The following is a 12,409-nucleotide window of genomic DNA, read 5'->3' on the forward strand; positions in this document are numbered from 1 at the left end:
ACCGCTGTGGCGACCTTCTGCGCCGATTTCACCCGTTTGGTGAAATGCTGGAGGCGCGCCATCTTCACAGCAATGAACATCTGCAATCAGCGAGATGTTCCCGCAAGCCTTGCTACGCATCAAATATAAAAACTACGTAGACATCGCTTATCGTCGTGATGGAGGGGTCAACACATGCGAGGAGCGCGCATCCTAACACCTCAAATAATGAATGACCAGCCTTTTTACTACACCTTTTTTACTTCACCCAAAACAAACATCGTCATTTGCACTTGTGCAAATATCGTCTAACTTAATTAGATGCCTCAACACGTTCAGCAATTCAAGGAGTGATGTATGAACTGGGATCAAATTGAAGGCAAGTGGACGGAAATGAAAGGTAAAGCACGCACTAGCTGGGGCGACTTCACCGATGATGAGCTTGATCAGATTGGTGGCAGGAAAGATCAGCTAGTGGGCAAGCTTCAGCAAAAATATGGCCTGACACGTGAAGAAGCCGAAAGACGTGCTGATGATTGGGCCAACACGCTATAACCCGTCAGCGTCATAAGCCTACTCACTTCTGTTTTAGTCAAACGTTGCAAGTTATTGGCGACTAGCGATGAATGGGCAGCCAATGTTGACCATTCTGTATTTTAGCCACATGGAGAGAAGCTATGCGTAAGACAATGTTAACCACCGCTATCGGTACCGCCCTGTTAGGCAGCCTGGCCTTCGGAGTGCAAGCGTCAGAAGAGCCCCAAGGCATGTACTCCGCTAAAGATATCCTTGACGCTGACGTCTACTTCAACAACGGGTCCGGCGATGAGATCGGTGAAGTCGATAATATTCTGTTCGATGAAGAGATGCGTATCAATGCGCTGGTCATTGAGAGTGGCGCCGTATTAGGCCTTGGTGGTCGTGAGATCGTTGTAGGCACTGACTACTTCTCGCTTGAAACCCACACTGAGAGCGACGGGGATACCGAGCACCGCATTATTCTTGATGCAACCCACGAAGAAGTTGAAGAATTTCCGACCTACAACCATGACTGGTGGGAACAAACGAAAGTAAATGCTCGTGATGCGTGGGAGACTACCCGCGATGGCGCACAAAGCGCTTGGCAATCAACACGTGAAGCCATATCAAATCACGATTAACACCGTCCATCATCAGCTAACGTAATAACAGAAGACCGCCTTTTCGGCGGTCTTCTGGTTTGCAGCGGCCGGCTGTGCTGAACAAGCTGCCTAAGCGCTCTGCTTAGAACGTACCCCACGCCCTGGCAGGCGCTCTCGATCATGGGGGCGTTCAAAGTCAAGCAGCGGCCCAGCAGGTACAATACGTGTTGGGTTAATCGTATCGTGGCTGTAGTAGTAGTGACGTTTTATATGGCCCATATCAATCGTTTCAGCCACCCCCGGCCATTGGTAGATCTCGCGCACATAATTGGACAAATTGGGAAAGTCTTCAATACGCTTGAAATTACACTTGAAATGGCCGTAATACACGGCATCAAAACGAATCAGCGTCGTAAACAGGCGGATATCCGCTTCTGTTAGCCACTCACCCGCCAGATAACGCTGGTTACCCAAACGTTTTTCCACACGCTCTAGTGCTTCAAACAGCGCATGAACATGCTTTTCATACACATTCTGCTCGGTGGCAAAACCGGTCTTGTAAACGCCGTTGTTAATATGGTCATAGACATCGGCATTCACTTGGTCGATCTGTTCGCGCAAATCCTCCGGATAAAAATCCAAATGGTTGCCAGTAAGATCATCAAACGCGACATTCAATATACGTAACAAGTCGGCCGACTCATTATTAACGATGGCACTTCGCTTTTTATCCCAGAGCACCGGGACCGTTACCCGACCGGTATAGGTGGGGTTAGTCATGGTGTATAGCTGATAGTGGTAATCAACGCCGTTAACGGCATCACCGCTTGAGCCTTCATTCTGCTCATAGGTCCACCCTTTATTTAGCATCAAAGGGCTCACATGCGACTCACCTATCAACGACTCCAGCCCTTTTAGCTTACGCATTATGAGGATGCGGTGCGCCCAAGGGCAGGCTAACGAAACGTATAGATGGTAGCGGTCCTTTTCAGCGGGATAGCAGGCCCCGTCAGTTTCCGGTTGATCGCCGACCCAATCACGCAGCTGAGCAGACTCACGGACAAATTCACCGCCGCTCTTTTTCGTGTCGTACCACTGGTCGTGCCATTCACCATTAACAAGCAAGCCCATAAGGCATCTCCTAAAAGGGTAATAAATATCTGACGACGCTACCTTCAGCATACCCCCGGTGCGCAGATGCTCAAGCGGATGTTTTACGGTGCTTCATTCGAGATAATCGAACCATGGGAATAGAGCTCTTCGACCGCTTGCTTTAACGCAGCCGCCATAGCATGAGCGGCAGGCCCTGCACGATCACGATCCCGAAAAATCATCTGAACAGGCACTTCGCGTGTGCCACCCGCCGGAAGCGGCAATGGCTTTAACTCGCCACGCGCTAGCTCTTCTGTAATATGGGATTCAGGCATCCAAGCGAACCCTAGGCCACGCTTTAACATATCCAGAGAGGTGTTCAAATGACCTACCGTCCAACGCTGCTCGGCCTTTAACCACCCTGCATCCAAAGGCTGACGCAAGGCTGAGTCACGAACCACCAACTGGCGATGCTGTGCCAGATCGCGAAGGTCCAATGACCGCCCCAACTGGTGTAGAGCATGGTCCGGATGGGCAACCGCAATAAAGCGAACGAGCACCAGAGGCTCACCTAAAAACCCCTGCGCCGATATACCCGAAACCACGAGGTCTGCGCGGCCGTCATAGAGCATTTCAATTCCACCGTGGAGTACGCTCTCATATAGCTGCACGCGTACTTGAGGATACTCTTCCGAGAAACGCTCTAGTGCCTTCGCCTGGACCGCCGCTGGGAATATCTGCTCGATTGCCACGATAATTTCAGCTTCCAGGCCTGCCGCCAGCCTTGACGCCACATCTTCTAAAGAGGCTGCGCTTTCTACCAATTGACGTGCGCGGCGCAGCAGTAACTCACCAGCCTCCGTCAAGCGTACCTGACGCCCAACCGGCTCAAGCACCTGAACACCTAACTGCTCTTCCAGCTTATGAACGGCATGGTTCAACGTAGAGGGGCTTTTATGGATCGCTTCCGCTGCACGCGCAAATCCTCCATGGTCTACCACGGCTGCCAGCATTTGCCATTGCGCAAGTGTTACCCGGGACATTTCGATTTCCTCGATGCTATACAGCGATACAATCCGCTTAATCTTCGAAAAAATCTCACTAGAATGCCAGTAATCAATAAAAAGTACCGCTTATTCAGTGCTTATTTACGCCATCCGGCACAATACAGCCGGCCTGCCAGTGCATGTTGGTTTTATCTGCGTCGCTCAAATACGCAGCGCGCTCTATTGCTCGTCTGGCCAACGCCCTAACCACGTTAAAACGCTAAAAAAACCCGCAATTAACCTTTTGTTACAAAAAAAACGTCAAGATTAACCCCGCCTTAAGTCTGACAGACAGTATCCACGGCTCACGGTATTATCTTCGCCCAACCTAAAAATTCTTAACTAATATTAACAATAGCTTAAGCGCTTGTTTTCAAACAACAATAATAATAATTCCTATTAGACCTTACTTACCCGACACTCCTAACCGCCACAAAACCTCTACACCATTCCCTTCCTGTCTATGACTAGGTTAGTAATTCTCATGTTTTTCATGATCAGAAGTATGCAATACACAGAGGTAGCCGACTCGCTTTATCCAAGCTTTTATTTACCTTTGTTAGCAAACAGTGTTCACAAACAGTGATATCTGCCATTTACTTATGCTCATATAGCAAAAGTATCTTTTATGTATAGATATACAGTCTATGCACCTTTTGCTCCATGGGGTATGGTTCCGGGGTTTGTTTACTTTCATATTCGTTTTCGATCACGAACTCGGCGGTCTATTTACCCATGTTGCGAATCCTTCATTCGCTGCCCCGCACGCATAAGTTGTTACTGTTACCTGTGGCTACAATGGTCACTGTGCTGGGCGCACAAAAATTAATTACAACGTATCACGATTTAAACCAACCCCATACACCGCTTGAAAGCGTGTTAGTACCGCTTCCCAGCGATTCAGCGCCAGGTCTTCCTTCCCTTGGTCAGGAACGAGCGCCGGTTGCTGATGCCATCAATCGCGCCTCAAGGGCCATTGATGCCACCCGCGAACATATTCCCCTTAGCGATTTAGCGGCAACAGAAATCGTTGATCTTGATCTTATCTCTAGTGCGGATGCGGCGGTAGCAGAACACCAGCCGCCCAGTGCAGTACTCAACGATAGCGCAATCGATAACGGCGCACTGCATATGTCTATTGTCGTAGGCACACTCTCAAGCGGCATGCTCGATATCGATCCGTCGTCCTCTGTCGAAATCGCAGATGCTACTTCTTATGAAGATTACGGCATTGATCTGTTCGATGACGTCTCTTTTCTTGAGCTGGAACTGGCTGCTGAAGAGCCCTATGTCCCTGAATGGAAGACCCACCTTGTTGAGCCAGGTGAAACCTTTGCCGTTCTGGCACAAGATGAGCTGGGGCTAGGCTATAGCGAAGTACTGGCACTGTTGGATGACATGCCAGAATCTCAAATGCTGACAAACTGGCGTGCAGGCCACAGCTTCGACTACCAGCTAGATGAGGACGGCCGCCTGCTTGCGCTTCGCATGATGAAAAACATGCGCGACGGGGTATTAATAGAAAGCGATACTGACAGTTTCGCCATTACGTCTATTGAGCGACAGGGTGAGCCGGTTCAACGCCTTTTTGCGGGTAGTGTTAGCGGTAGTTTCGCCCGTTCAGCTCAGGCAACAGGTTTGAGCAGCAGCTCGGTTACCGAGCTTACTCACTTGCTAGAGAAGAAACTTGATTTTCGCCGGGACAGTCGCCGTGGCGACCAATTCCAGGTGCTGGTTGAGTCCGACATGATTGATGGCGAAACGCTGGGCTCCCGCGTACTAGCAGTAAAGTATGCCGGAGAGCGCATGGACCTCACTGTCGTACGTAATGCCACCGACAATAATTTCTATACGCCCGAAGGCAATAGCCTGGATCCCTCTTTTGCACGCTACCCCTTTGACGGCAGTTACCGCCTTAGCTCCGGTTTCAATCCACGCCGTAAACATCCGGTAACGGGTCGGATCAGCCCACACAACGGTACTGACTTTGCAATGCCTATTGGTACGCCGGTGACTGCCCCCGCCAATGGCCGTGTTGAGAAAATTGCCAACCATCCAGCCGCAGGCCGCTATATTATTATCCGCCATGACAATGGCTATCGTACGCGCTACCTGCACTTGTCCCGGCAGTTGGTAAGCCAGGGCCAACGCGTCACCATGGGCGAGCGCATCGCGCTTTCGGGTAACACTGGCCGCAGTACAGGCCCTCACCTGCATTACGAGGTCATCGTTAATAACTCGCCCGTTAATGCAATGACGATAGACCTTCCTGAAAACATGGGCTTAAACGGCGACACACTAATTGCCTTCCAACGCCAAGCCGAGCCGATGCTTGCTGCGCTTGAAAGTGGCGAAACCGGCACGATTAGCGTGGCGGGCTACCAGTCAGAAAGCGATACTGAGTAATCCAGGTTTTTGTAATCCAAGTTTTGTAATCCAAGCTTTAACACCCTATAACAATGCCGCCCCCAAGGGCGGCATTGTCGTTTTTACCCTCTGAACGGTAGCCACGCACCTTGCGCTATCTACACGCTGGCCTGCCCTCTACGTTCATACAGAACGCTGGAGCGCTGCCAATAGTGACGCATCGCGCCGGTAGATATCCGTGCGAAACTCCACTTCCCCTTGGGCGTTGGGCCATGCGGTCAAGTAATGTAGTGCAACAGGAATGCGCTGAGGCAAGTTCACATTACGGTCGCTGCCACCACTATTTATTAGCGTGCTGAGCTGGTAACGACTGCCACTATCTTGCAAAAGCATTTGGGCAAATTCGCGCACCCCTTCGACGCGTACGCAGCCCGAGCTCAATGCCCGTTGATCACGCTGGAAAAGCCCCTGTGCTGGCGTGTCGTGTAAATAGATCATGTCATTATTGGGAAAGCGCACCACTACCCGACCCAAAGGGTTACTGCTCCCCGCTACCTGGCGCAACATAACGCCCCCAGGGCGTTGCCAATCGACCTCGGCGGGGTCTAGCTGCGCACCGGACATATTGATCACCTGCATATTATGCTGGGCTAAATAGTCGGTGTTCTGACGTATCCGGGGCAGAACATCTTCACGCAGGATGGTAGGCGGAATCGTCCAGCTGGGATTGATCGTTAGGTGGCTGATGGATGAGTGAATAATAGGCGTTTCACGGCGCGGCGACCCAACGACCACCCGGGCATTCCACTGCTGGCCGTTTGGCCGAATATAGTGCAACTGGTAGCCTGCGATATCTACCCAGACCCGCGGCTCACTAGACTGCTGGGGGCCTATCCAGCGAGCACGCTCCAGATTAACCCGCAACTGATCAACACGTGAGGCGGCAGGTGCATTAAGCGCCAAGCGAGTACGATCGCCGACGACGCCATCGGCGGTTAGTTGATGGCGCCGCTGAAAGCGTTTTACGGCCATTTCGAGTTCAGTATCAAAGGTGCGTCTATCGCCGCCTGGCGCCTGAACGCCAATCATGGGATAGGCGCTGCTGTCTGCCGAGACCAGGCCATCTTCTCCCCACATCGCCAGGCGTTGGCGCAGCAGGATTACGTCATCATCCCTATCACCCGGGCGCAGCGAGTCTTCGCGCGACGGCAAATACGGGGTGCTGCCTAGCGTGGCCATCTGACGATAGCGGCTGAGCGCCTCTCGCAACTGCTGATACTCACTTGAGGCTGGACGAGCCAGCTCAAAGGCGCGCTCCAATGCCTGGTCATCAACGGCCTGAGCAACGCGAGCCAGCGAGTAGCGACGCTCAGGGCGTGGGGCATCCCAATTCGGCTCAACGTCACGCGGGTTGACCTTGCCACGCTCCAGGTGATCGAGCGCCAACAACAGCGACGACGTTGCCTGAATATCAAACGCAGCCTGAGCGGACTCTCCAGCGTTCTGGCTACTCTGGAAGGCGCTCAACAATCTATCGGCACGGTAGTCACTAGGGGTCAAACCATCACTTTCAAGCAGGTTAAGCGCATTGGCTAACGCCTCAACCGATGAAGCCTCGCGCCAGGCTAGCTGCTCATTACGCAATTGATAAAATTCACGGATCGGCAGCGACGCCTGATCTTCAGCCGCCAAGCGCTGTATAAGTGCCTGTTTAAGCGGCTCAGAGGCCGCATACGCCGGTGTTAAACCGAAAGGGATATGGGACAGTGCTAGACCTAGAGCGGCCCCTATCGCCCATTGTCTTAGTGACTGCATCTCGTTCATCACCCTCTCCTTGCGTTACTATGAATTCCCATTCGCGGCATGCTTACTTTCATCATAGCCGTTTACTGTTTTTCGTCGTCGCTCTTGTCAGCAGGATTGCTCTGTATGGTAACCCGTTTGCGCCCACTATCGTTGTCATGCTGTTTACCTTTCGCGTTCATTAGCCTCCCTTTATACGCGAGCAGTTTCTTTTCTGATGTCGCCTCAACGCCCCCTCCCGGTGTGTTATCGCTTAATCATCAGTTGCTTCAATTAGCGCCTTCGGCTACCCCAGAAGCGCTGCGCCTTGCCGCCCAAGCGCTTAGCTGTGCGGACCCCGATGTCGAGCGGCTGGCAGTTATCGACTATTCACTGCCTTCCACCGAGCGGCGCATGTGGGTCTTTGATCTGCGCCAGCACACGCTGCTGTTTGAGGAATTGGTTTCCCATGGCCAGGGTTCTGGTGATGCGCAAGCCGACGCCTTCTCGAATATCCCCGAAAGCTATCAATCAAGTCTTGGCTTGTTTCGTACCATGAATAGCTATTACGGACGCAACGGCTACTCCCTTAGGCTTAACGGGCTGGAACCCGAGGTCAATGACCTCGCCTACGAGCGTGCCATTGTGATTCACGGAGCCGACTATGTTAGCGATGACTTTATCGCGCAAACAGGCCGCCTCGGCCGCAGCCATGGCTGCCCCGCTGTACGCCAGGATATCACTTACCCGCTGATTGATAGCTTAAGAGATGATCAGTATGTGTTTGCCTATTACCCCGATGAGGAGTGGCTCGCCAGCTCAAATTTCTTACGCTGCCAAACGCCAGGTGCCCCCCATTTAGCGCAACGTTAAATTCGCGCCTGGTGGCATGTGTCGGTTCTTATGCCATGCTGAGAAGCAGTGCAGCATGAATAAGCTAACTAACGCATGAGGCCTTATGACTCAAGTCAAGAAGTTGGATCTCGCATTGCAAGGCGGCGGGGCACACGGCGCTTATTCATGGGGCGTCATTGACCGCCTGCTTGAAGATGAGCGCATCGAAATAGAAGGTATTAGCGGCACCAGTGCCGGTGCCATGAATGGCGTGGTGATGGCCGATGCCCTTACCAGGGGCGGCAAGCCGTTAGCCAGGCAAGCACTGACGGATTTTTGGCAGGCGGTCAGTCGCGCGGGTATGGCAAGCCCGGTACGTCGTTCGCCGATGGATGTCTGGACCGGCAACTGGAGCCTTGATCATTCGCCAGGCTATATCGCGATGGACCTTATGACGCGCCTGATCTCGCCCTATCAATTCAACCCGTTAAACGTTAACCCACTGCGTGACATCGTTGATGCACACATTGATTTCGAGCGGGTGCGCCAATGCGAGCAGCTTAAGCTGTTTGTGGCGGCTACCAATGTGCGCACGGGCAAACAGCGTGTCTTTCGTCGTGAAGAGATGAGTCTTGATGCTGTGATGGCCTCTGCCTGTTTACCCTTGGTGTTCCAGGCCGTTGAAATTGATGGCGAGGCCTACTGGGATGGTGGCTACATGGGCAATCCTGCGCTGTTTCCCTTAATGGAGGAGTGCAGTTCACGCGATATCCTGCTGGTACAAATTAATCCTATTAGCCGCGACTCAGTGCCGACCTGTGCGTCATCCATCCTGAACAGACTTAATGAAATTACCTTTAACGCCGCACTGATTAAAGAGATACGTATGATTGCGCTGCTGCAACACGCCCTGGAAGAGCAAGGGATCAACAACTGTTACCAGCAGGCACTCTTTCACCGTATTAGCGGCGAGCAAGCGCTGGAAAACCTTTCCGTTTCCAGCAAGATGAATTCGGAATGGCCGTTTCTTTCACATCTTTTTGAACAAGGCCGAGACGCCGCGCAGCGCTGGCTGGATGAGCACTTCGAGGCAATCGGCAACCACTCAACGCTGGATATCGACGCCGTTTACCTGCACGACTAAACAGCACTATTGTGATGCATGCCGCCTACGGCATGCCCATCAACAGCGCATGGGGCTGTTCCTCTTTCTGTAAATCTTCGGCCTATAAAAAGTAACCAACTGATAAGGCTTATAAAAATCCCCGATGGCGAATTAATTGCTTAACTATCTCTTGTGATGGTAGGCGTAGACCAGGCCCAACCGGGTACGAGTGCGTCGAGCCTGACCTTCAATGACGAAGGCATGTTCTCGTGAACACGTAACGCAACAGAGCGATTTGGCGTTGCGTGATGCTCAACTGGTTAAGATCCTGTGAGGCCATCCCATGGACATACGCAATAAAGCCAATCGTATTCGACTGCTAACGTTCTCCACGCCTCAGATGCGTGCCTTCCACTTGTCGTGGTTTGCTTTTCATATCTGTTTTTTTGGCTGGTTCGGCATCGCACCACTTATGGCGGTGGTGCGCGATGACCTTTCCCTGACACAGACACAAATTGGCAACACGATCATCGCGTCTGTCGCGATTACCGTTATCGTACGGCTCCTGATCGGATTGCTGTGTGACCGGTTAGGACCGCGCAAAACCTACACGGGCCTGCTCATTTTAGGTTCCCTTCCGGTCATGGGCATCGGCTTTGCCAATAGTTTTGAGACGTTCCTGCTTGCCCGCTTAGCTATTGGCGCTATCGGTGCCTCGTTCGTGATTACGCAGTACCACACCACCATGATGTTTGCACCGAATGTCGTGGGCACCGCTAATGCAACGAGTGCGGGCTGGGGTAATCTGGGCGGCGGTACCACGCAAATTCTTATGCCGCTTATCTTTGCGGGAATGCTGATGCTGGGTGTTAACGAAGCGCTCGGCTGGCGTCTTGCCATGGTCGTGCCCGGCGTTGTGATGTTTATCACCGGGCTAGGTTATTGGTTTCTCACGCAGGATGCGCCTGACGGCAACTTTAGTGACCTGCGCGCACGGGGAGAATTACCCGAGGCAACGGGCGAGAACAGCGCCACTCAAAGCTTTTTAGCCGCGGCGAAAGATATCCGCGTTTGGGCACTGTTTGTGGTTTATGGACTCTGTTTTGGTGTTGAACTTACGATCAACAATATTGCAGCTATCTACTTCTTCGACAAATTCGACTTAACGCTGGCAATGGCTGGCATGATTGCAGGGCTTTTTGGGTTGATGAATATTTTTGCCCGCACGCTGGGTGGTGTTTTCTCGGATCTGTTCGCCAAACAGGGCGGGTTAAAAGGACGTGTGCGCTGGCTATTTATTGCGCTGGTTTGTGAAGGCATTGCGCTGGTCGCCTTTTCGCAAATGCACGTTCTAAGCCTGGCCATTGGCATCATGCTGGTGTTTAGCCTCTTCGTACAAATGGCCGAAGGCGCCACGTTCGGTGTCGTGCCGTTTATCAATAAAAAAGCCTTGGGCGCAGTTGCCGGGATTGTGGGTGCAGGCGGCAATGTCGGCGCCGTCTCGGCCGCCTTTCTGTTTCGCAGTGAAAGCTTAAGCTATCAACAAGGGCTATTTTACTTGGGCGTGACCGTGCTGGTACTGGCCTCGTGTGTATTAGTCGTTCGGTTTAACGACGTAACGGAAGCACAAGAAGCAAACGCTTACCGTGACGCCGTGGGCGATGATACCGGTGCGGGGGCCCTTTCATTACGTTAACGCTAGGCATTAAGTTAACGCCAGGCATTATGCTCAAGCAGCCCCCTACTCTCCGGCGCAAGCCAGCCATGAGAGAAGGGGCAACGCGGCGAGTAAAAGGAAATCGTTATGTCATCTGCCCAGCAGCTACTCTTAACCGCCATTCGTTGCGATATCGACAATTTTCGTTATTTAGCGACGGCCTCGGAAATCGTTGCGGATATTAGCCGTTTTATCCATGTGCTTCAGCGCGAACGCGGTGCCTCAACGATTTACCTTGCCTCTCAAGGTCAGCGCTTTAAAACACGCCGCCAGACGTATATTAACAAGAGCAAAGAGGCCGAAGCGCTGATGCGCAGGCGCTTAGAGGCGCTAAGCCAAGAAGCACGCCCACAGGCAGCGGCGCGCCTGCTGCGCCGAATAGCCGCCATGTGGAACGCCCTGGACGACTTAAGCGCACTGCGCAGCGCCATTGATAACGTTGCTATTTCTCCCGATGCCGCCACCCAAGCCTTTAATCACCTTATTGGCGGTTTGTTAGCGATTGTCTTCGAAGCTGCCGACACTTCAGACGATCCAGATATTACCCTCGCGCTGGTGGCTATTTTCCATCTCATGCAAGGCAAGGAGCTGGCCGGACAAGAGCGTGCCTGTGGCGCCTTTGGCTATACCCTTGGCCATTTTGATGACAGTCACCGCCAACTTCTCGGCCAACTGGTTAACGACCAGCAGCGCTGTTTTGACACTTTTATCGAATTTGCTACGCCAGACGCCGCGCTTGCCTGGCAGCAAGCCGTTTCAATCAGCACGCTAACCGGTATTCAACAGCTGCGCGAGGCCGCCTGCCAGCCAGCGTCGCCGCACATAGCGTCTAACCCGCTGGGTGAAACCTGGTACGAGCTAACCACGCTGCGCATTGACGCAATCAAAAGCGTCGAAGATACGTTAAACGTACAACTAGCCGCACTTTGCTATCGAAAAATACACCAGGCAGAAGCAACGCTTGAGCAGACCAAAGCCAAGCCTTACGCGCATAAACCCACGCCGTGCGAACCGTTACTGGCCCTTAACCATCCTCAGCCGCTGGGTGATTTAACGGCCAGCGCGCTGACCTCACCGCTTGGCCGCTCCTTGATAGCGTTAACCCAGGCCCAGTCCAGCCGCCTACAAGGGTTAAGCGATGAGCTGGAAAATACCCGCAAGGCACTGCGCGAGCGCAAGCTTATTGAACGCGCGAAAGGGCTTATTATGGCGCACCAATCAATGAGTGAAGAGGAGGCTTACCGCTTCCTTCGCAAGACATCAATGGATCAAAGCAAAAGCATGGCAGACATGGCGCAAGCCATTCTCGACCTCTCCTCCATGCTCAAAGAGGCTCCAGCATACTCACGCTAAACGGGCCATCCAC

At 52.6% G+C, this 12,409-nt stretch carries 10 protein-coding genes; 7 read left to right on the forward strand and 3 right to left on the reverse strand.

Annotated features, from left to right (window positions below):
- Positions 1–336: 336 nt before the first annotated feature.
- Both FKN99_RS11795 and FKN99_RS11800 read left to right on the forward strand, forming a co-directional pair.
- The gene (locus tag FKN99_RS11795) at positions 337–534 is read left to right on the forward strand and encodes a CsbD family protein (protein ID WP_087108335.1); all 198 of its coding nucleotides are present in this window, start codon (positions 337–339) and stop codon (positions 532–534) included.
- Positions 535–656: 122 nt separating this feature from the next.
- A complete protein-coding gene (locus FKN99_RS11800; RefSeq protein ID WP_172118032.1) occupies positions 657–1,139 on the forward strand; it encodes a PRC-barrel domain-containing protein in 483 nt (160 codons plus the stop codon).
- A gap of 90 nt (positions 1,140–1,229) precedes the next feature.
- Here FKN99_RS11800 and FKN99_RS11805 read toward each other — a convergent pair whose 3' ends face one another.
- Together FKN99_RS11805 and FKN99_RS11810 are read right to left on the reverse strand one after the other, a co-directional pair.
- Positions 1,230–2,231 carry a glutathione S-transferase family protein gene (locus FKN99_RS11805; RefSeq protein ID WP_172118033.1) on the reverse strand — a complete coding sequence of 334 codons (1,002 nt, stop codon included), beginning with the start codon at positions 2,229–2,231 and terminating at the stop codon, positions 1,230–1,232.
- 83 nt (positions 2,232–2,314) lie between these two features.
- Positions 2,315–3,235 carry a LysR family transcriptional regulator gene (locus FKN99_RS11810; protein ID WP_172118034.1) on the reverse strand — a complete coding sequence of 307 codons (921 nt, stop codon included), beginning with the start codon at positions 3,233–3,235 and terminating at the stop codon, positions 2,315–2,317.
- Positions 3,236–3,973: 738 nt separating this feature from the next.
- Here FKN99_RS11810 and FKN99_RS11815 point away from each other — a divergent pair.
- Positions 3,974–5,644 carry a peptidoglycan DD-metalloendopeptidase family protein gene (locus FKN99_RS11815; RefSeq protein WP_172118035.1) on the forward strand — a complete coding sequence of 557 codons (1,671 nt, stop codon included), beginning with the start codon at positions 3,974–3,976 and terminating at the stop codon, positions 5,642–5,644.
- Positions 5,645–5,788: 144 nt separating this feature from the next.
- On the opposite strand, the gene FKN99_RS11820 is transcribed toward FKN99_RS11815, so the two are convergent.
- Positions 5,789–7,429, reverse strand: coding sequence for a L,D-transpeptidase family protein (locus FKN99_RS11820; protein ID WP_172118036.1), 1,641 nt, complete (start codon positions 7,427–7,429; stop codon positions 5,789–5,791).
- A gap of 105 nt (positions 7,430–7,534) precedes the next feature.
- Between FKN99_RS11820 and FKN99_RS11825 the strand changes: the two genes are divergently transcribed.
- The 4 genes from FKN99_RS11825 (at position 7,535) to FKN99_RS11840 (ending at position 12,396) form a co-directional block, all read left to right on the forward strand.
- Positions 7,535–8,260, forward strand: coding sequence for a murein L,D-transpeptidase catalytic domain family protein (locus tag FKN99_RS11825; protein ID WP_172118037.1), 726 nt, complete (start codon positions 7,535–7,537; stop codon positions 8,258–8,260).
- An 85-nt stretch (positions 8,261–8,345) separates the two neighbouring features.
- Positions 8,346–9,365: a patatin-like phospholipase family protein gene (locus FKN99_RS11830; RefSeq protein WP_172118038.1), complete on the forward strand. Its 1,020-nt coding sequence runs from the start codon at positions 8,346–8,348 to the stop codon at positions 9,363–9,365.
- Positions 9,366–9,669: 304 nt separating this feature from the next.
- On the forward strand, positions 9,670–11,022 hold the full coding sequence (locus FKN99_RS11835) for an MFS transporter (RefSeq protein ID WP_172118039.1): 1,353 nt from the start codon (positions 9,670–9,672) through the stop codon (positions 11,020–11,022).
- A 108-nt stretch (positions 11,023–11,130) separates the two neighbouring features.
- Entirely contained in the window at positions 11,131–12,396 is a 1,266-nt protein-coding gene (locus FKN99_RS11840; protein ID WP_172118040.1) for a nitrate regulatory protein, read from the forward strand.
- Positions 12,397–12,409 lie beyond the last annotated feature (13 nt).

Origin of the sequence: Halomonas hibernica (assembly GCF_013183775.1) — a bacterium.
Lineage (GTDB): Bacteria > Pseudomonadota > Gammaproteobacteria > Pseudomonadales > Halomonadaceae > Vreelandella > Vreelandella citrativorans.